Here is a 19940-nt window from a genome sequence, read left to right as displayed (position 1 = left end):
CCTAGTTGATCTCGACGCCGCTGATCGGAGTGCCTTCGGGGAGATCCTTGACCTTCGCCCACAACTGGCCGTGGATCGACCAGTAGACCTCCTCGTCCACCACCTCGAGATTCTCCACGGCCTCCGGTCCGCCCAGGAACAGCGGTGTCTTGAAGCCGACGCACGCACCGGCCGGGACGGGCTCGGGGTGCAGGTCGCGCCAGGCGGTGAAGAGGTGCTGCGAGAGGAAGGTGTCCGGGTCCTCGATCGCGGCGGTGTCGAGCAGCTCGTGGATGGTGCCGTCGAGCTCGTAGACGCCGGCGGCACCGGGGTCGAGCAGGAGCAGCGCCGCCCCGCGGTGCAGGTCGAGAACGTACTGGCGGGCCATCCAGTCCTGGGCGACCGGGCGGAGGCGCGGTGCCCATTCCGGCCACATCCGGTTCGCCAGGACCTGGGCGCGACGGGCCTCTTCCTCGGTGAACACGCGGAGGATGCCGTCACCGAACGAGAGTCCGGCGGCCAGCGTGACCAGTTCCGCGAGGCCCGGCACCTGGCGCAGCGGCTCGACGTCCGCGGGTGGTGACGGCTGCCCCGCGTCGAGCGGGTAGGCCGAGGTGAAACGGTCGAACATCGTGAACTCCCCCGTGAACGGCGACGAGCCCCCGCCCGGGCGGGCGGGGGCTCGTCAGCGTGAACTCAGTAGCGGTAGTGCTCCGGCTTGAACGGGCCCTCGACGTCGACGTCGATGTACTCGGCCTGCTCCTTGGTGAGCTTGGTCAGCTCGCCGCCGAGCGCCTCGAGGTGGATGCGCGCGACCTTCTCGTCGAGCACCTTCGGGAGGCGGTAGACCTCGTTGTCGTACTCCTTGTACTTGGTGAACAGCTCGATCTGGGCGATCACCTGGTTGGAGAAGGAGTTCGACATCACGAACGACGGGTGGCCCGTGGCGTTGCCCAGGTTCATCAGGCGGCCCTCGGACAGCACGATGATCGTGCGGCCCGACGGGAAGACCCACTCGTCGACCTGCGGCTTGATGTTGTTCTTGCGGATGCCGGGGTAGCGCTGGAGGCCGGCCATGTCGAGCTCGTTGTCGAAGTGGCCGACGTTGCCCAGGATCGCCTGGTGCTTCATCTGGGCCATGTGCTCGACGGTGACGACGTCCTTGTTGCCGGTCGTCGTGATGATGATGTCGGCGATCGGCAGGACGGACTCGAGGCGCGCGACCTGGTAGCCGTCCATGGCGGCCTGCAGGGCGCAGATCGGGTCGATCTCGGTGACGATGACGCGGGCGCCCTGGGCGCGCAGGGACTCGGCGGAGCCCTTGCCGACGTCGCCGTAGCCGCAGACGACCGCGACCTTGCCGCCGATCAGGACGTCGGTGCCGCGGTTCAGGCCGTCGACCAGCGAGTGGCGGATGCCGTAGCGGTTGTCGAACTTCGACTTGGTCACGGCGTCGTTGACGTTGATGGCCGGGAAGAGCAGCTCACCGGCGGCGGCCAGCTGGTACAGGCGCATGACGCCCGTCGTGGTCTCCTCGGTGACGCCGCGGATGCCCTCGGCGATGTTCGTCCACTTCTTGCCGTCCTTCTCGAGCGACGCGCGGAGCGTGTCGAGGACGATGGTCCACTCCTCCGAGTCGTTCTCGTCGGCCGCCGGGACGACACCGGCCGCCTCGTACTGGACGCCCTTGTGGACGAGCAGGGTGGCGTCGCCACCGTCGTCCAGGATCATGTTCGGACCCTTGCCGTCCGGCCAGGTGAGCATCTGCTCGGCCGTCCACCAGTACTCGGGGAGGGTCTCGCCCTTCCACGCGAAGCAGGAGATGCCCTTGGGCTCCTCCTCGGTTCCGTGGGGGCCGACGACGACGGCGGCGGCCGCGTGGTCCTGGGTCGAGAAGATGTTGCAGGACGCCCAGCGCACCTCGGCGCCCAGGTCGACCAGGGTCTCGATGAGAACGGCCGTCTGGATGGTCATGTGCAGCGAGCCGGAGATGCGCGCGCCCTTGAGGGGGTACACCCCGGAGTACTCGCGGCGGAACGCCATCAAGCCGGGCATCTCGTGCTCGGCCAGACGGATCTCCTTGCGACCGAACTCGTGGAGCGACAGGTCGGCCACTGCGAAGTCGATGCCGTTGCGGGTCTGCAACCGGTCCGCGGTCATTGCGAAGTCCTCCAAGGCACTTCAGAGAGGGTGTCGTCCGACCATACCGCCCGTTGATGCACCACTATGTCCCCCACGTTGGGTGAGGGAGGTCTCGGGTGTTGATTGCGGGCCCGGACACACGTGTCGTCGAACTGCGCGTCCACGGCGTTCAGGGGACGACGCCGCAGACGTTGGTCGACGCCGTCGCGGCCGTGGACGTTGCGGGAGACGGACTCGGGCGCATCGTGCGTCCCGCGGACAGGCTCCGCAGGCCCGCGCCGGGTCCGGTGTTGCAGACCGAGGGCCGCTCCACTCCCCGCGTGGTCGAGGGGTACCTGTGGGGTGGAATGACGTCCGGAGGTGTGGCCAAGGCCACGTGGGCGCTGCTCTTCCCCTTCAGCATCGCGAACGTCGCGCACTGGATGCTCCCGCCCGTTCCGGAGCGCAGCCTGCCCTCCCACCTGCTCGGGATCGGCCTGCGGTCGCTGCTGCGGGTGTTCGCGCTGCTGCTGACCGCGTTGCTGGTCGCGCAGATCTCCGTGGTCAGCCTCGACCTGCTCGCGGCGCAGTGCCTGCGCCCCGGAACCGCGTGCCTGACCAGCGTTCCCGGTGAGGTGCGCTCCTTCCCGTGGTTCCGGGCCTTCCTCGGGCTGCTGCCGATCGTCGTGGTGGTGGCGGTGATGCGGCGCGTCTCGCACGTCGAGTGGCGGATCGAGCGCAGGGAGATCGCCGACGCCGAGCAGCAGGAGAAGCAGCCGTCGTCCGGGTTGCCCGGCGCGCACGTCGCCACGGACCCGGACACGCCGGCGCTGCGGTCCCTGCACGTCGTGACGGCTCTCGCGGTGGCGTCGCTGATCGCCCTGGGTGGGCCGTTGAGGCAGCTCACGGCCTCGGGCGGCATAGGTGTCGCGGTCACGGCGGCGTGGGTCGCGTCGCTGGTGCTGATCGGTCTGTCCGTGCTCGGCGTGCTGCTGCTGGACGACCCCACGGGCGGTGCGCCTCATCGCGGCGGACGGTGGCTGCGGGCGGCGTTGAGCCGCAAACCGCGCCGCGTGCTCGTGGTGATCTCGGCGCTGCTCGTGCTGACGACGCTCGGCCTGCTGGAACAGCTGCCGCCGAGGGTGCCCGGCGCCGATGTGGCGGTGCAGGTCGTGGCGCTGCTGATGGCGTTCGTGCTGGTGCTGTTCGGCCTGCTGCTGGTGCCCGCCGCGCTGCTGGCCCGCGGCACGTGGCGGAAGCTCCCCCGCGAGCTGCGGCCGTGGGCGGGCGGCTGGTTCGCCGCGCCGGTGCTGGCGGTCGCCGGACTGCTCGGCGGCGGGTTCGGTGCCGGGGTCGCGCTGCCGGTGCGCAAGGCGCTGGGGTCCGGGCTCCAGCTGCCGGAGGGCTACCGGTACATCACCCTGCTGTGGGGTGTGGCCGGTGTGCTCGCGCTGCTGAGCGTCCTCGCGGTGGCGTCGTTCACCAGCGCCGTGCGGTGGCGGGCGTTCCGCAAGGGCAAGGTGTGGGCGCGTGAGGCGTCGTTGCTGCACTCCGGCCGGATGCGCGACCTCCGCGCGGCGACGCGGGCGTGGTGGTGGGCGCGCTGGGAACGCAACCACGGCCACCACATGATCATGGTCGTGGCGTCCGTGCTGGTTCTTGGCGCCGTGCTGGCTTCACTGCAGCGGCTGCGAAACGTGCCGCTGGCGTCGTGGACTGACCCGTTCTCGGCCTTCGGCGTGTTCGTGCTGGGCATGCTGGCCGTGTCGCTGCTACGGGCGGTGTACCTCGCGGCGCGGCAGCCGGAGTCCGGGCGGCGGCTCGGGATCATCGCGGACATCGCGCAGTTCTGGCCGCGCGAGGCGCACCCGATCGTGCCGCCCTGCTACGCGCTCAAGGTGGTGCCGGAGCTCGTCACGCGCGTGCAGGACCACCTGCGCGACCCCGGCACCCGCGTGGTCCTCTGCGGGCATTCGCAGGGGTCGCTGCTGGTCGCCGTGGCCGCGGCCCGGTTGCTGGAGGAACTGCCGGCGCACGACCGCGAACGGATCGGGCTCGTGACGGCCGGGTCGCAGCTGCAGTGGGCCTACCCGAGGGCGTTCCCGGCCGTCGTGCCGCACGCGTCCCTGGCCCGCCTGGCCGGTGGCCTGGACGGCCGGTGGCGGGCGCTGTGCCGCGGCACGGACCCGCTGGGCGGCGCGGTGATGACGTGGCGGCGGCAGGTGTTCGACGGGATGCTGCTCGGCGTCGGCTACCGCGAGGACGGCTCGGAGGGCGCGCTGGCACCGGCGTTGCGCGGGCCGACGGGGGCGCTGGTGCTGGGTGGGGACCACTGGCTGCCGGACCCGCAGCGCGGCCCGTTCCCGGGACGGCGGTGGCGGTCGGGGGTGTCGGGGCACGCGGACTACACCTCCGATCCCGAGTGGGACCGGGCGGTGGCGGTCGCGGCGGGGCTGCTGCGGGTGGACGCGCCGGAGTCGCCTGCGCTGCCGTTCGCGCGCAAGCCGGAAACGCGGTCGCGCGATCCGCTGGGCGGCTCCTAGTCTGCGGACCATGCTGACCGGGGATCTCGTCCGACTGCGGCCCGTCGAGCCGGAGGACGCCGATGCGTTCAACCGCTGGCACAACGACGAAGAAGTGATGCGCTGGCTGCAGAGCTACTTCCACTCGTCGCTCGCCTCGACGCGCAAGCGGTTCGCGGACCGCCAGGAGAACTCCTACGAGAAGGTCACCTTCTGCATCGAGACGCTGGAGGAGCGCAAGCTCATCGGTGTCGTCGTGCTGCGGGACGCGGACCCGATCAACGCACGGGCCGAGGTCGACATCTACATCGGCGAGAAGGACCACTGGGGCGGCGGCTACGGCACGGACGCCCTGCGCACGGTGTGCCGCTACGGCTTCGACACCCTGCGGCTGCACTCGATCGAGCTCGGCGTCGTCGAGGCGAACGAGCGGGCGATCAAGTCGTACAAGAAGGTCGGCTTCCAGGTCGACGGCCGGTTCCGGCAGTCGTTCTTCCGCGACGGCGAGTGGCACGACGCACTGCTGATGTGCGTCTTGAAAGACGAGCTCACCTGAGAGCGGGCTCCAGGTGGCCGATCGCCTCGCGGAGCAGGTCCTCGACCGAGGCGGCCGGCACCACCACGAGTCCCGACGGGCGCACGTCCACCCACCGCTGCACGGCGATCCGGGCCGCCGTGGACACCGCGGCGGCGAGCACCGAGGCGCCCAGCTCGTCCTTGCCCAGGCGTTCGGCGATGACCGAGGCGATAGGCGGTTCCACCGAGGACACCGAGTCGAGGTAGGCCTCGCGCAGCGCGGGCGTCGAGGTGACCAGCGCCAGCGCCTCGGACGGCGGTTCGCGGTACTGCGCGGCGAACGCGGCGACGATCGACTCGACGAGCGGTTCGCCCGCGGGCCGTGCGCGCAGCTCCTCGGCCACCTGGAGAGCGCGCGAGGCCGTGATGCCGGCGACGATCGCGTGCTCGCGGCTCGGGAAGTAGTTGTTGTAGGTGCGCGGTGAGACGTTCGCGGCCTCGGCGATCTCGTCGACCCGGACGTTGTCGGCGCCCTTGTCCAGGGCGAGGCGCAGTGCGGCGGCGGCCAGGGCCGCCCGGGTCTCGGTCTTCTTGCGCTCACGCAGTCCCACGGTGATCACTGTAGAGACCTGTTGCGACACGATCACTACCGATTGACTTTCGATAGATGATTACCGATACTCGATGCATGATTGCTGAGCGTTGGGCGGTGACCGCCCTGCGGGTCTTCCTGGTGGTCCTGTTCGGGATCCTGGTCGTGTTCGAGACGATGTCGCTGCCGGGGCAGTTCGCGCACATGGCGCAGGAGAACCCGGACGACGCCCACCTGAGGTGGCCCGCGACGATCATCACGGTGTTCTGGGTCGTGTGCGCGCAGGTCGTGGTCGTGGCCACGTGGAAGCTGCTCACGCTCGTGCGCAAAGATCTGATCTTCACCGAAGGCGCGCTGAAGTGGGTCGACGTGATGGTGTGGGCGATCGCGGCCGGGTGGGTCGTGCTCGTCGGCGTGTTCCTGTGGGTCGGCTTCAACGCGGACGACCCCGGACTGCCGATGCTGTTGTTCCTGTTGACGACGGGGGTCACCGTGGTGGGCCTGGTGATGGTCGTGATGCGGGCGCTGCTGCGGCGGGCGACCGACCTGCGTTCCGACATGGAAGCGGTGATCTGATGGCCATCGTCGTGCGCATCGACGTCGAGCTGGCCAAGCGCAAGATGAGCGTCGGCGAGTTCGCGGAGAAGGTGGGGCTGACGCCGGCCAACGTCGCGGTGCTGAAGAACGGCCGCGCGAAGGCCGTCCGGTTCAGCACCCTGGAAGCCATGTGCCGCGTGCTGGAGTGCCAGCCCGGTGATCTCCTGGAGTTCGTGGACGACGAAGAGTCGTCCTAAGCCAGCCGCTTCGCCAGTCGGTCGGCGGCCTCGAGCCGCCCCGACTCGGCCAGCAGCCCGACCGGCGCCAGCACGTAGTCGCGGTCGACGGTGATCTCCGCGGTGCGCAGCACCGGCCGCAGCACCGGGTCCGCCCGCAGCGCCTCGACGACCGGCGAGAGGTCCGGCGTGTGCCGGAAGACCCCGCCGGACAGCACCAGCAGTCCCGCGCCGCGCGGTCCGAGCTGACCGTCGACCTGCCTGATGTGCCGGCGCACGGCCAGGATCGCCGCGAACGAGGCCAGTCGCACGTCCACGGCGGGGTCGTCCGCGAGCCAGTCGACGTTCTCGGCGCGGAACCGCGCCTCGGCGGTGAGGTCCTCGGTCGTCAGCCGTTCGGCGAGAGCCTCCTGCACCACCCCCGGCGCCGACCAGCGCATGCCCAGGTCGCCCTCCACCGTGCGGCGGTCCGGCGGCAGCGCGACCGTCCTCTCCAGACCTTCACCGTCCACAGCCGACACCGCCGAGTAGACGTCCGTCGTCGCGCCGCCGACGTCCACCACCAGCACCGCGCCCTCGCGGTCCTGCGCCGCGAGCCGGGAGACCCCGGCCAGCACGGCGTCCGGCGTCACGGCCCGCACCAGCTGCCGGAACCGCGGCCCGCGCGACAGCCCCTTGCCGCCGATCACGTGCTGGAGGAACGCCTCGCGGATCGCCCTGCGAGCCGGCTCCGGCGCGAGCCGGCCGACGTCCGGCAGCACGTTCGGGCAGGCGACCACGGTCCGCTTCCCCAGCAGTGCCAACGCTTCCGGCTGCGCCTCGACGTTGCCCGCCAGCACGATCGGCACCGCGACACGGGCGAGCTTCGCGGCGTTGTGCAGCAGCACCGACTCGTCGCCGCCGTCCGTGCCGCCGACCAGCAGGACCAGATCCGGCGTCGACGCACGGAGCGCTCGAACGTCGACCGGACCCGCGCTGACGTGCACGACCTTGGCGCCCGCGCTGAGGGCGACCCGGTAGCCCGCCTCGGCGCTCACCACCCGTTCCTGACCGACGACCGCGAGCCGCAGCCCACCACCGGCCGACGAGCAGGCGAGGACCTCGCCGTCACCGACCTCCGCGCGCAGGGCGTCGATGCCGCGCAGGACCTCGGGAGGCGTGGTCGGGTGCTGCCCGGTCCTGACCAGTTCGCCCTCCGGGGTCACCAGAGCGGCCTTGGTCCAGGTGGAACCGACGTCGAGACACAGGATCACAGGGCAAGCTAACCACCATGAAGCTCACGCCCAAGGTGATCCTCGAAGGCACGCGCCTGACCGGCAAGACGGACCTGGCCTACGCGCTCAACGAGCACCCGCGACTCGTCGGTCACCGCAGGTACCGCTACCACTCACCGCTGATCTCGGCGGAGTGGAGCGGGTTCACCAACGAACCGTGGGGCCGCGGGTTGATCGACTTCGCCCCGGACGAGACAGCGCAGGCGATCGAGACCTACGAGACGTGGGTGCGGATGTTCGAGCTGCAGCGCTACTACTCGTGGATCGTCGACCGCTTCCACCTGTCCACGCTGGCCTACCAGGCGCGGCAGGGGCGGACGTTCGACTTCGGCTGGCTGGAGGAACGGCTGAAGCCGCTGAACTTCGCGATCGTGCTGTGCACACGCCCCGAGGACACCTTCGAGGAGGCGCGCGAGGAAAGGCTGAAGATCAGCGCGAACCCGAAGCAGTACGTGTCGCTGGAGCCGTTCATCGCCGAACAGCAGCAGCTCCGGGCGCTCGCGGCGAAGTCGGTCCTGCCGGTGTTCGAGTTCGACGTGACCCGGCACGGCCCCGACGACGTGGCGGAGTGGCTCGGCGAACGGGGGCTGCTGGCACTCCCCTAGTCGTCCGCCTTCTCGTGCACGACCTGCATGAACGCCCCGAGCTGCGCGAGCTGCTCCGGCGTGAAGAGGTCGATCAGGTACTCGCGGACCGTGGTGACGTGGCCGGGCGCGGTGGTCCGCAGCAGCTCCTTGCCCGCCTCGGTCAGCACGGCGAGGATGCCGCGCTCGTCGGACTCGTGCGGTTCGCGCCGCACGAGTCCCGACTTCTCCAACTTGCCGATCTGGTAGGTCAACGAGCTCTTCGACACCACGACCCTGCGCGCCAGCTCGGTCATCCGCATGCGGTTCCCCGGCTGCTCGGACAGCACGATCAGCACGTTGTACTGCGCGTGCGAGAGGCCCGCGTCGCGCTGCAGCTGCTGTTCGATCTGTCTTTCGAGGAGGTGGTACGCCTGGACGAAGTGGTGCCAGGCGTTCGCCTCCTCCTCGGAGAGCCACGGCGGGTTTTCCATGGTGCGCAGGGTAGTTGGTGACGAGCTAGTGGCCCGGCTCTTCGCCGCGCCGCACGACCGGTTCGGGCTCGACCCTGCGCTCGCCCGTCTTGCCCAGCACCGAGTTGCGCCGGCTGTAGACGAAGTAGACGACGACGCCGAGGGCCATCCACATGAGGAACCGGACCCACGTGAGCGCGGTCAGGTTCAGCATCAGCCACAGGCAGGCGAGGATCGCGAGGACCGGCACCAGCGGCACGAGCGGCACGCGGAAGCCGCGCGACAGGTCGGGCCGGGTCTTGCGCAGCACCAGCACACCCGCGGACACGAGGATGAACGCGAACAGCGTGCCGACGTTCACCATCTCCTCGAGCTTGCCCGCCGGGAAGAAGCCCGCGGCGACCGCGACCAGCACACCGATGATGATCGTGATGCGCGTCGGGGTGCCGTGGCTGCCGGTCTTCGCGAGACCGCGCGGCAGCAGGCCGTCCCGGGACATCGCGAACAGCACGCGGCTCTGGCCGAGCATCAGCACCATGACGACCGTGGTGAGACCGGCGAGCGCGCCGACCGAGATCACCGTCGCCGCCCAGTCGACCCCGTTGTCCGCGAACGCGCTCGCGAGCGTCGCGCGCGTGCCGTCCGGCTGCGTCGCGAGCTTCGTGTACGGGACCATGCCGGTGATCACCAGCGTGACGGCCACGTACAGCACCGTGACGATCGCGAGCGAACCGAGGATGCCCCTCGGCACTGCCTTCTGCGGGTTCTTGGTCTCCTCCGCCGTGGTGGCCACGACGTCGAAGCCGATGAACGCGAAGAACACGATCGACGCCGCCGCCAGCATGCCGAGCACGCCGTAGGTGCTGCCCGAGTAGCCGGTGATCAGCGAGAACAGCGACTGCTCGATGCCGGTGTGCGCGGCGGGACCGCTCTCCGCGGCCGGCGGGATGAACGGCGAGTAGTTCTCCGCCTTGATGTAGCTGATGCCGAGCACGATCACGAGCAGCACCACCGCGACCTTGATGGCCGTGATGACCGCGCTGACGCGGGAGCTCAGCTTCGTGCCCACGACGAGCAACGCCGTGAGCACCGCGACCAGGAGCACGGCGCCCCAGTCGAACTTGATGCCGTCGCCGACCTCGGTCTTCACGTCGAGCCCCATGAGCCCCAACGTCGTCTGCAGGTAGGCCGACCAGCCCTTCGCGACCGCGGCCGACCCGACCGCGAACTCCAGCACCAGGTCCCACCCGATGATCCACGCGGCGAACTCGCCGAACGTGGCGTAGGAGAACGTGTACGCGCTACCCGCGACGGGCACCGTCGAGGCGAACTCGGCGTAGCACAGCGCGGCCAGCGCACACGCTATCGCCGCCAGCACGAACGACAGCGAGACCGACGGCCCCGCGATGTTGCCCGCCGTGCTCGCCGTCAGCGTGAAGATGCCGGCGCCGATCACGACCGCGACGCCGAAGACCGTGAGGTCCCACGCCGTCAGGTCCTTGCGGAGCTTGGTGCCCGGCTCGTCCGTGTCCGCGATCGACTGCTCGATCGACTTCGTGCGCCACAACCCGTTCCCCGGCACGGTGCATACCTCCTCGATGGATCCCCGAACGGCCCACCCTAGAGGTATCCACCAGGTGGGACGGCCATGGCCGTTGTCAGCAGGTTGTCCTGCATCTTGTCCTGGCGGAAGACCCCGCACGCCACGAACCGGAGCCCCGCACGGACGAAGCCGCCCCGGGTGATCACCCGGGGCGGCTTCGCGGAAGTGCGGATCAGGAGCTGGCGACCGTCGAGCGGTCGAGGTCCGGCTCCAGGTAGATCAGCCGGGCGTGCGGCACCTTGTTGCGCACCCGCTGCTCGGCGTCGTTGATCGCCTGCGCCACCTCGTCGAGCGACAGCTGCGGCTCCAGCGCGATCTTCGCCGCGACCAGCAGCTCCTCCGGCCCGATGTACTGGGTCTTGATGTGGATGACGCGCTGCACCTTGCCGGCGGCGAGCTCGTCGCAGATCACGTCGAGGTCTTTGTCCGCCGCGCCCTCACCGATCAGCAGCGACTTCATCTCGATGATCAGGATGATCGCGATGACGCCGAGCAGCACACCGATGCAGACGGTGCCGAGCGCGTCGAACACCGGGTTGCCGGTGATCATCGTGAGTCCGACGCCGAAGAGCGCGAGCACCAGGCCGACGAGCGCGCCGAGATCCTCCAGCAGCACGACCGGCAGCTCCGGCGTGCGGGAGTTGCGGATGAAGCCCCACCACGAGGCGTCGCCCTTGATCTTCTTCGACTCGACGATCGCGGTGTAGAAGCTGTAGCACTCCAGACCGATCGCGACGACGAGGATGCCGACCGCGACCAGCGGGCTGGTGAGGCCCTCGGGGTGCTGCAGCTTGTGGATGCCCTCGTACAGCGCGAAGACCGAGCCGAGGCTGAAGAGCAGCAACGCCACCACGAACGACCAGAAGTAGCGGTCGCGGCCGTAGCCGAACGGGTGGAGCTTGGTCGCCCTGCGCTGGGCCGTCTTCTGGCCCAGCAGCAGCAGGCCCTGGTTCGACGTGTCGGCGACCGAGTGCACCGACTCGGCGAGCATCGACGACGAACCGGTGATCAAGAATCCGACGAACTTGGCCGTCGCGATACCGGCATTCGCCACCAACGCCGCGACGATGGCCTTGGTCCCGCCCCCTGCTGACACGCCTGTCTCCTTGCTGAAAGCCAGTCCCGTTTGTCCGGTGGTGAACCTTAGTCCGTTCCCGCGGTCGCGCGGAAAAGTTCAGCGGATCCGACACCATCCGGTCGGACGAGCACCGCCGGGTCCGACGCGGGCAGCCACACGGACTCACCTCGCGCCAGCCGCAGTTCCTCACCGCGCGCGTTCGTGAGTACCACGGCACCCCTCGTGCAAATCATGATCTGCGGGCCTTCGTGGTCGACGCGCGTCTCGGCGGTCGCGTCCAACCGGGACAGTTCGAACTCCGGTGCGGGCGTGCGGTAGACCCGGACGCCCGGCTGGACTTCCTCGCCCGTCAGCACCTCCATGTCGCCGCATGTGAAGTCGAGCACGCGCAGCAGCTCGGGCACGTCGACGTGCTTCGGCGTGAGGCCGCAGCGCAGGACGTTGTCCGAGTTCGCGAGGATCTCGATGCCCGTGCCGCGCAGGTACGCGTGCAGGTTGCCCGCGGGCAGGTGGATCGCCTCGCCCGGCTGCAGGACGATCCGGTTGAGCAGCAACGCCGCGAGCACGCCCGCGTCGCCGGGGTAGGACTCGCCCAGCTCCAGGATCGTGCGGCACTCCAGGTCGAACTCGCCGTGCTCCTTGACGTGCAGCACGCACGCGTCGAGGACCTGCGGGAGCAGCACCGACAGCGACGTCTGCGGCAGCGTGATCAGCATCGTGAACAACGCCCGCAGGCCCGACGAGTCCGGCTGCGCGACCAGCATCTCGGTGTACGGCGCGAGCGCGGGGGCGTCGAGCGAGCGCAGCAGCGCGACGGTCCGGGACGGCTCGCGGAAGCCCGCGAGGGCGTGGAACTCGGTCAGCGCGCAGACCAGCTCCGGCTTGGCCGCCGGGTCCTTGTAGTTGCGCACCGGGGAGTCGAGCGGCACGCCGCGCGCCTCCTCGAGCGCGAAGCCCTCGGCGGCCTGCGCCGGGGACGGGTGCGCCTGCAGGCTCAGCGCCTCCTCGGCGGCGAGCACCTTGAGCAGGAACGGGAGCCTGCTGCCCCAGCGCTGCGCGAGGCGAGGCCCGAGCTGGCCGTCGGGGTCCTCGGTCAGCAGGTCCAGCAGCGAGCGCTGGACGCCGTCCGGGCCGAGCACGCGGGACGGGTCGCCGGGGTGGGCGCCCATCCACAGCTCTGCCTCGGGATGGGGCGCGGGCACCTCCTTCCCGAGCAGCTCTGCGATGGCCGTGCGCGAACCCCACGCGTACGGCCTGACCGCGTTGTGCAGCAGGTCCACTTCTGAGTCAGCTCCCCAACCAGTACGGGTTGCCGCCGAGCGTTCCGGCGGCGAGCCCGAGGTACAGCGCGGCCAGTTCGAAGCGGAGCGCGAGGAGCGCGGCGCTGACCGCGTCGCCTCCCGCCACCTCGACGGCCGGCTCCAGCACGTCCGCTCCCGGCAGGGCGTCCTCGGCGGCGCGCCGCAGGGCCTCGGCCGCCGGGCCCTGGCGCACGGCCAGCAACAGCACGCGCACGAGTCCGCTGCCCGGCTCGTCGTCCGGGTCCGCGAAGAGGTCCGCACCAGAGGTTCCCTGCACCGCGCGGCGGTGCAGCACCGGGCGGGTCAGCGCCTGCGGGTACCCGGCGACGTCGCACGCAACCCCGGCGAACGCCGCCAGCGCGCCCGCGCCGTGCACGCCCACCGACGTGGCGACCTCGTCGAGGCCCCACAGCAGCGGCGTGCGGTCGGCGACGCGCAGCGCCAGCGACTTCGCCGGGTTCACGAACGACTCGTGCATCGGGTGGTCGCGCTCGGCCTCGCGGTCGAGCTCGTCGGCGATGACGTCGACGTCGACCTTGAGCAGGCCGAGCGCGTTCAGCACGATGAGCCACGCGGCGAGCGCGCGGTGGAAGCTGAAACCGGGCGGCACGTCGATGCGCGACGGCAGCAGCACTGCCCGGCCGGCGGCGGCCGCGGCGATCGGACCGGAGTCCGGCGCCGTCAGCAGCGTCCTGGCGCCCCGGCGGACGGCCCGGTCGATCGACTCGGCGAGCACCCGGTCACCGGGGTCCTCGGTGTGGGCGAGCACGACGTCGAGGGCACCGACCCACGGCGGCACCTCGTCGGACACCACGACCGGCACCGGGCAGCCGGAACCGAGCAACGCCATGACGACGCCCGAGACCGCGACCGCGTGACCGGGCCGGGTGACCAGCACGACCGCGCGCGGCCGTTCGTCGAAGATCCGCTCCACGCCCGCCTCGGCCGCGGCCTCGGCGGTGGCGCGGACCTGCGCCCCCGCCCGTGCGGCGGCGCGCAGCCAGCCACCCGTGTCGGCGTCGGCGAGGCGTCTCGCGTCGTCGAGCAGCGTGTCGTCGAGCACTGGTTCACCCTGCCGACGGCGGCTCGACCGCCTCGTCCAGCAGCAGCACCGGGATGCCGTCGCGCACGGGGAACGAACGACCGCACGCGGTGCACGTGAGGAAGTCGGCCTCCGGGTCGGCGGGCGTGCCGACCTGCAGCGGCGCGTGCTCCGGGCACGGGCAGGCGAGGATCTCCAGCAACTGCTCTTCGAGCTTGACGGCCACTTCTGTTCTCTCCTCAGGCCCGCACGATCGCGAGGACCTCGTCGCTGAGCGCGGCGACGGCCTCGGGGGTGGCGGCTTCGACGTTCAGGCGCAGCAGCGGCTCGGTGTTCGAGGCGCGCAGGTTGAACCACGACCCGTCCGCGAGCTGCACGGTGAGACCGTCCAGCTCGTCGACCGTGGCGCCGTCCTTGGAGCCGTACGCGTCCTTGATGGCGGCGATGCGCCCGGCCTGGTCCTGCACCGTGGAGTTGATCTCACCGGAGGCCGCGTAGCGGTTGTAGACCGAGGTCAGCGCGGACAGCGGGCCGTCCTGCTCCCCCAGCGCGGCCAGCACGTGCAGCGCGGCCAGCATGCCGGTGTCGGCACGCCAGAAGTCGCGGAAGTAGTAGTGCGCCGAGTGCTCGCCACCGAAGATGGCGCCGGTCTTGGCCATCTCCTCCTTGATGAACGAGTGGCCGACGCGCGTGCGCACGGGCTTGCCGCCGTGCTCCTGCACGATCTCCGGCACCGCGTGCGACGTGATCAGGTTGTGGATGATCGTGCCGCCGGGGTCCTTGGCGAGCTCGCGCACCGCGACCAGCGCCGTGATGGCCGACGGGCTCACCGGGTCGCCGTTCTCGTCGACGACGAAGCAGCGGTCCGCGTCACCGTCGAACGCCACACCGGCGTCCGCGCCCTCGGCCTTGGTGCGGGCCTGGAGGTCGACGATGTTCTTCGGGTCGAGCGGGTTCGCCTCGTGGTTCGGGAAGCTGCCGTCGAGCTCGAAGTACATCGGGACGACCTCGATGGGCAGGCCCTCGAAGACCTTGGGCACGGTGTAGCCGCCCATGCCGTTGCCCGCGTCGACCACGATCTTGAGCGGGCGGATGCCCTTGAGGTCGACCAGCTGGTTCAGGTACTCGGCGTAGTCCGCGAGCATGTTCCGCTCCTCGAACTCGCCCGGCTCGACGCCCTCGGCGTCCGGCACCTGGTTCTCGGCGTCCTCGCGGATCTGCGCGAGACCGGAGTCCTGGCCGACCGGCGAAGCGCCCGCGCGGCACAGCTTGATGCCGTTGTACTGCGCCGGGTTGTGGCTCGCGGTGAACATGGCACCCGGCAGGTCGAGCTTGCCGGACGCGAAGTAGAGCATGTCGGTGCTGGCCAGACCGATGCTGATGACGTCGACGCCCTGCGCCTGCGCCCCCTCTGCGAAGGCACGCGACAGCTCGGGCGACGAGTCGCGCATGTCGTGACCGATCACGATCGCGGGTCCACCGACCAGGCGCGCGAACGCCGCGCCGAAGTCGCGAACCACGCCGGCGTCCAGCTGTTCGCCGACCACCCCGCGGATGTCGTACGCCTTGACGATGCCGGACAGGTCACGCACGCAGCACACTCCCAGGAAACTCGCTCTTGACGGCCACTGGTTGGGCAGCCTACCGGCGAGAAGATTAGTGGTGCGTGTGGTCGCTCAGTCCTCGTGCGGATCGGGCAGCACCCGCAGGTGCCCACGCCGCTGAGACCCCGCGGGCACGTCGGGGAGCTTCGGGCTGACATCAGCCCGCCCAGCTTCCCGCACCGCCTCGGCCAGGGCCGTCAGGTCGTCCACACTCGGCTCGGGCGCCGCGAACTCACCCTGGTGCCTCACGACCTCCCAGCCACGCGGCGCCGTGAGCCGCAAGGCGTGCTCCTCGCACAGGTCGTAGCTGTGCGGTTCGGAGTACGTGGCGAGCGGTCCGACGACTGCGGTGGAGTCCGCATAGGCGTAGGTGAGCGTGGCGACAGCCGGGTTAGCACACCCGGTTCGCGAGCACCGTCTCACGCTCCGCACGATCGGGGACGATAGCGCGTCCACGCGAGGCTGTGTGTGAGGCACGCTGTGTTTAGTCGTCAGGGGGAGCAACTAGGCTGCTGGGTTGTGGTGATGGCAAGGGGTTCACGGCGACAGGATTCGCCTCGTCGGCGCAACCGCGACCGGCACGGCAGAGGCCTGCGCGGCCCGCTCTACCCGGCCACCCTCCCCGCGGCCCGCTCGAGGGCGGAACGCTTCGACGCCCTGGTCATCGAAGCCCTCGAACCCATCGAGGCCCGCTGGCGGACCGAGCTGACGCAGCTGGACGTGGCAGTCGACGACGTGCCGGAAGTGCAGGTCGAGGGCGAGGACGGCGTGGTGGAGGACGGCAGCGTCCCCCTGGCCCGCCTGCTCCCCGCGGTCTCCGACAACCGTGCCCGGATCGTTCTCTACCGCCGCCCGCTGGAGGCGCGCGCGAAGGACGGCGCGGACCTGGCGGACCTGGTGCACGAAGTCCTCGTGGAACAGGTGGCGAACTACCTGGGCCTCGACCCGGACGTGATCGACGAGGGCTGAGACGCCTCTCACACCCGGCCGGGTGCCCAGCCACCCGCTCGACCACGACGGCACGCTCGCGCAGGGGTCCCCTCGGTTTCGGGATCCCCCGCGACCCAACGTACCGAGCAGGTCCGACACTCCCGCGACGCCGAAGGCGAGCCGTCAGGCCAGCCGCCCAGCCGCACGCAGACCACCGCGACGCCGAAGGCGAGCCGTCCTTCCAAGCCACCCCACCAACGCAACCAAACCAAGCAACCGGCAGCCGCCCAACGCACCAGGCGTGCCATCAACCCGCGACCGGCGCCGGCCCGAGCAGTAACAGGCACCCGCACAACAGGAGCACCAGCCGCCCTACACCCCAGAAACCCCCCGCCGCCGAGAAGGAACAGCGGTCAACAAGGCGAACAACCCGGCCGCCCCCTGCCCCAACAACAAAAGATCCCTCAAAACGGTGGACATCGACGCAGTGACCTCAGCCCCACCGGCGGGCAACGGCACCCCCACCAGATGTCCCCAAGCCCGCACGACAGGCACCTCGGCCCCGTCCACGAAGACCCGCCACCCGGGCTCGTCCTCGGCGGCCAGCACGAGCACCCGCCCCTCCCCACCGGGCGAGACCCGCACAGCCACCTCGGGCAGCGACACGTTGACCGGCGCCACCCCACTCGCGGCAGGCTCGGCGGGAGGCTCCCCGCCGGTCCGGGCCCGCCGGGCCAGGTCAGGCGCCAGCAGCACCCCGGTGTCCGCGGCCAGGCGGACCCGCAGAACCGGGCGCCCGTCCGAAGCAGGAGGCGCCACCGACACCAGCTCCCCGGCAGCGGAGGCGACCCGCGCGGCGGCTTCCTGGGAGGGCAGCACCACGAACGCCACGCCGGAAGACGCGGCCTGGGCCAAAGCGACCTTCACCGCAGGTGGAGACCCGTCCAGCAACGACGAGTTCCACCGCCGCAACCGGGCAGGTGACGACACGGTCGGCACCAGGTCGTCGTCCCCGAACGCGGGCATCCGCCCCGCGACCTGACGTGCGGGCGAACCGAGGACCAGCACCGACCGCCCGCTCCGCTCCAGCTCGGCGGTCAGCGACGCGTTGAGGGCCAGCCCGCCGTCCGCCTTCAACGGCCCGGTCCGGAGGTCCAGGACTCCGGCGATCCCGAGGCTGACCAGCGTGACGACGCCCACGACGTACACGGCCCGGCGCACCGGAGCCCGACCGGCCACACCGGGCGTCACGCCGCGCTGGCACCCGGCGAGCACCACGTGCACGAGCCCCCAGGCGAGGATCACCAACGGTGTCCCCGGCCACGCCCCCACGGCGACCACGGCGGCGAGAGCCCCGATGCCCAGCACGATCACCAGCAGGCCGGGCAGCATCGAGAGGTTCGGCCGCAGCACGGCGGCCGCGAACCCGGCCGCGACGAACACCGAGCACACGATCAGGTTCGGCGGCGGCGAGTCGAAGGCCGCGCCGAGGCCGTTCAGCACCATCTCCGGGTGCTGGAGCAGCACGGCCGGCCACGGCAGAAGCAACGCCATCGGCAGAAGCACGATCACGAACAAAGCCGCGATGCGGCGTGCGCCACCCGTCACGGCGATGAAGCCCGCGAGAGCGCCGACGATCACCACCGCGTGCGTCAGCGGCGAGAAGGCGCCCAGCACGGCGACACCGATGGCGGTGCCGGACGCCATGGGCAACCAGGCGTGGGTGGACGACGCGCGCAAGACCGCGTACACGCCCGCGAAGACAACGGGCGTCACAACGTGGACGACGACTACGTCCAGACGCCCCTCGGACACGGCAGTGGTCGCGACGGGCAGCAGGCCGTAGAAGGCGGCGATCACCGCGCGCACGGAACGCCGTACGCGCATGCCGCGTGACGCGATGTAGGCGGACAACGCGGCGAGGGGGATGTCGCCGAGCAGCAGCAGTGCGACGGCGAACGAGGGGCCGCCGGGGATCAGGCCCAGGACGGCCAGGGCCGCGGGGGCCGGGGCCGCGGTGCCGCCGTGGACCGGGTGCCACGACGCCAGGTACGTCGACCAGACCTCGCCCACCGAGCCGACGGGCAGCAGGCGGCCACCGGCGAGGTCGAGACCGAGGCGCGAGGAGTTGGCCGCGACGGCGACCACCGCGAGCCCGAGCAGGAGCAGCACGGGAGGCGCGAGCAGCAGCTTGCACAGCATCCGCGACTGGTCGACCTCGACGAAGACCATCCCGGACGTGGCGCGCGGACCCGGCGACGGGCGCGGGCGTGGCGAAGGTCGCAGCGCGCCGGGAACGGCAGCCTCGACCTGGACGACCACCGGGGGGCGCCGCAGACCGGCGACGCGCGGACGGCCGCGGGACGCGCCGGCGGGCAACGCCGCCGGGCCGACGGGGCGCGGGTCCACTTCGGACGGTTCCAGCCACGTCGCGCTCGAATCGGTTGCGGGCAAACGACCCAGGGCGGCGTCGGCTTCGAGGCGGCGGCGGACCAGGAACGCGGCTCCGGCGCGGATCGCGTTGCGCAGTCTCGTGAGTCTGCTGGTGAAGAGGCCGCGGACGACCGCGGAGCCGCGGCGGGCGCGGCGGCCTTCGAGCAGACGGCCCCTCGTCAGGAGGTAGCGGGCGGCGCCGACCTCGGCGTGTGCGTCGGCGAAACGCCGGAGGAGCAGGAAGCCCAGTGCGCGCAGCAACGACAGCAACAGCAGGCGCGGAACCCCGACGAGGAACGACGGACCGGAACAATTGACCAAGAAAGTACGCATGCCGTGCGCCCGGTCGACGCCTCGAAATGACGGACCGGGCCGCGCCATCGCCGCGTCCAAACGGCGTGCGCCTTTAGTTGCGGCGCGCGCATGTCGCATGCGTGCGACGGGTACGCACAGGACCAAATGACCCGCGCGATTGGCGCGCCACCCGAAGTCGACGTCGTCGCGCAGCAGCGGCATCGCTTCGTCATAACCGCCGAGGGCGTGCCAAACCTCACGTTTGACCAGCGATCCCGCGGACGAGACGGCGAGAACCTCGGTGCTCTGCTGAAACGATGCGGAATGTTCCGCCGAGGACAGGCCCGTCTGTCGATGTCCTGAAGAATCCGTCGACAGACCGGCCTCGACGACCAGCCGGGAATCCACCCAATCGAGGCACAGCGGACCGAGGACGGCAGCCGACGGGGACACCTCGGCCGCGGTCAGCAGCGCGGCCAGGCAGTCGGGTTCGGGCGCGCTGTCGTCGTGCACCAACCACAGCCACCTGCCGGGATCACCCCAGCGTTCGACGGCGTGCTCGACCGCGATGCGCACGGCGGTGCCGAAGCCCGTGCCGCGCGGCGCGGTCAGCACCCCGTCCAGCAGATCTTCCGCCTCCGCCAGGACTTTTGCCGTCCGGTCCGTCGATCCGGTGTCGACCGCGATCACGTGCCGGGGACGAATTCGCTGGCGCCGCAAGGCCGACAGCGCCGTGCTGAGCCACTGGTCGCCGTCGTGGCAGACCAGGACGCACAGCACCGGCGCTGTCCGGAGCCTCGGGTGAGGACTTGTCACATCCCCAAGTTAAGGCAAGAAGATCA

19 protein-coding genes are annotated in these 19940 nt (G+C 70.8%); 6 read left to right on the top strand and 13 right to left on the bottom strand.

Annotated features, from left to right (window positions below; translation table 11 throughout):
* Position 1 precedes the first annotated feature (1 nt).
* Both V1227_RS32745 and ahcY read right to left on the bottom strand, forming a co-directional pair.
* Positions 2–610 carry a T6SS immunity protein Tdi1 domain-containing protein gene (locus tag V1227_RS32745; RefSeq protein ID WP_329789101.1) on the bottom strand — a complete coding sequence of 203 codons (609 nt, stop codon included), beginning with the start codon at positions 608–610 and terminating at the stop codon, positions 2–4.
* Between the two features lie 65 nt (positions 611–675).
* Positions 676–2139 (bottom strand): adenosylhomocysteinase, encoded by a 1464-nt coding sequence (gene ahcY / locus V1227_RS32740; RefSeq protein ID WP_329789100.1) that lies wholly within the window; start codon positions 2137–2139, stop codon positions 676–678.
* A gap of 98 nt (positions 2140–2237) precedes the next feature.
* Here ahcY and V1227_RS32735 point away from each other — a divergent pair, with 98 nt between their 5' ends.
* A complete protein-coding gene (locus V1227_RS32735) occupies positions 2238–4643 on the top strand; it encodes a hypothetical protein (protein ID WP_329789099.1) in 2406 nt (801 codons plus the stop codon).
* A 10-nt stretch (positions 4644–4653) separates the two neighbouring features.
* Complete coding sequence (locus V1227_RS32730) at positions 4654–5178, top strand: GNAT family N-acetyltransferase (protein WP_329789098.1); 525 nt, start codon at positions 4654–4656, stop codon at positions 5176–5178.
* Here V1227_RS32730 and V1227_RS32725 read toward each other — a convergent pair.
* Complete coding sequence (locus V1227_RS32725; RefSeq protein WP_329789097.1) at positions 5171–5749, bottom strand: TetR/AcrR family transcriptional regulator; 579 nt, start codon at positions 5747–5749, stop codon at positions 5171–5173. The genes V1227_RS32730 and V1227_RS32725 overlap by 8 nt on opposite strands.
* A 77-nt stretch (positions 5750–5826) precedes the next feature.
* On the opposite strand from V1227_RS32725, the gene V1227_RS32720 reads away from it, so the two are divergent.
* Together V1227_RS32720 and V1227_RS32715 are read left to right on the top strand one after the other, a co-directional pair.
* Positions 5827–6306, top strand: a complete 480-nt coding sequence (locus V1227_RS32720) for a DUF2975 domain-containing protein (protein WP_236216932.1) — start codon at positions 5827–5829, stop codon at positions 6304–6306.
* On the top strand, positions 6306–6524 hold the full coding sequence (locus tag V1227_RS32715) for a helix-turn-helix domain-containing protein (RefSeq protein WP_329789096.1): 219 nt from the start codon (positions 6306–6308) through the stop codon (positions 6522–6524). The genes V1227_RS32720 and V1227_RS32715 overlap by 1 nt, the downstream gene beginning before the upstream one ends.
* Here V1227_RS32715 and V1227_RS32710 read toward each other — a convergent pair.
* Positions 6521–7756 (bottom strand): glutamate mutase L, encoded by a 1236-nt coding sequence (locus V1227_RS32710; RefSeq protein ID WP_329789095.1) that lies wholly within the window; start codon positions 7754–7756, stop codon positions 6521–6523. The two genes, V1227_RS32715 and V1227_RS32710, sit on opposite strands and share 4 nt — an antisense overlap.
* A gap of 17 nt (positions 7757–7773) precedes the next feature.
* Between V1227_RS32710 and V1227_RS32705 the strand changes: the two genes are divergently transcribed.
* A complete protein-coding gene (locus tag V1227_RS32705) occupies positions 7774–8382 on the top strand; it encodes a hypothetical protein (RefSeq protein WP_329789094.1) in 609 nt (202 codons plus the stop codon).
* Here V1227_RS32705 and V1227_RS32700 read toward each other — a convergent pair.
* The 8 genes from V1227_RS32700 to V1227_RS32665 form a co-directional block, all read right to left on the bottom strand.
* On the bottom strand, positions 8379–8834 hold the full coding sequence (locus tag V1227_RS32700; protein ID WP_329789093.1) for a MarR family winged helix-turn-helix transcriptional regulator: 456 nt from the start codon (positions 8832–8834) through the stop codon (positions 8379–8381). The two genes, V1227_RS32705 and V1227_RS32700, sit on opposite strands and share 4 nt — an antisense overlap.
* 25 nt (positions 8835–8859) lie before the next feature.
* A complete protein-coding gene (locus V1227_RS32695) occupies positions 8860–10395 on the bottom strand; it encodes an amino acid permease (RefSeq protein WP_329789092.1) in 1536 nt (511 codons plus the stop codon).
* 193 nt (positions 10396–10588) lie between these two features.
* On the bottom strand, positions 10589–11512 hold the full coding sequence (locus V1227_RS32690) for a cation diffusion facilitator family transporter (protein ID WP_329789091.1): 924 nt from the start codon (positions 11510–11512) through the stop codon (positions 10589–10591).
* Between the two features lie 47 nt (positions 11513–11559).
* The gene (gene manA, locus V1227_RS32685) at positions 11560–12774 is read right to left on the bottom strand and encodes a mannose-6-phosphate isomerase, class I (protein WP_329789090.1); all 1215 of its coding nucleotides are present in this window, start codon (positions 12772–12774) and stop codon (positions 11560–11562) included.
* Positions 12775–12781: 7 nt separating this feature from the next.
* Positions 12782–13858, bottom strand: coding sequence for a hypothetical protein (locus V1227_RS32680; protein ID WP_329789089.1), 1077 nt, complete (start codon positions 13856–13858; stop codon positions 12782–12784).
* A 4-nt stretch (positions 13859–13862) separates the two neighbouring features.
* Positions 13863–14063, bottom strand: coding sequence for a Trm112 family protein (locus V1227_RS32675; RefSeq protein ID WP_090094937.1), 201 nt, complete (start codon positions 14061–14063; stop codon positions 13863–13865).
* A gap of 13 nt (positions 14064–14076) precedes the next feature.
* Positions 14077–15429 (bottom strand): phosphomannomutase/phosphoglucomutase, encoded by a 1353-nt coding sequence (locus tag V1227_RS32670; protein ID WP_329789088.1) that lies wholly within the window; start codon positions 15427–15429, stop codon positions 14077–14079.
* 84 nt (positions 15430–15513) lie between these two features.
* The gene (locus tag V1227_RS32665) at positions 15514–15873 is read right to left on the bottom strand and encodes a DUF3499 domain-containing protein (RefSeq protein WP_329789087.1); all 360 of its coding nucleotides are present in this window, start codon (positions 15871–15873) and stop codon (positions 15514–15516) included.
* Between the two features lie 93 nt (positions 15874–15966).
* On the opposite strand from V1227_RS32665, the gene V1227_RS32660 reads away from it, so the two are divergent.
* Positions 15967–16410 (top strand): metallopeptidase family protein, encoded by a 444-nt coding sequence (locus V1227_RS32660; protein WP_090095939.1) that lies wholly within the window; start codon positions 15967–15969, stop codon positions 16408–16410.
* Positions 16411–16743: 333 nt separating this feature from the next.
* On the opposite strand, the gene V1227_RS32655 is transcribed toward V1227_RS32660, so the two are convergent.
* A complete protein-coding gene (locus V1227_RS32655; RefSeq protein ID WP_329789086.1) occupies positions 16744–19914 on the bottom strand; it encodes a glycosyltransferase family 2 protein in 3171 nt (1056 codons plus the stop codon).
* Positions 19915–19940 lie beyond the last annotated feature (26 nt).

Source organism: Lentzea sp. DG1S-22, from assembly GCF_036321065.1.
Classification (GTDB): domain Bacteria; phylum Actinomycetota; class Actinomycetes; order Mycobacteriales; family Pseudonocardiaceae; genus Lentzea; species Lentzea jiangxiensis.
This window is presented reverse-complemented; position numbering and strand designations above follow the sequence as displayed.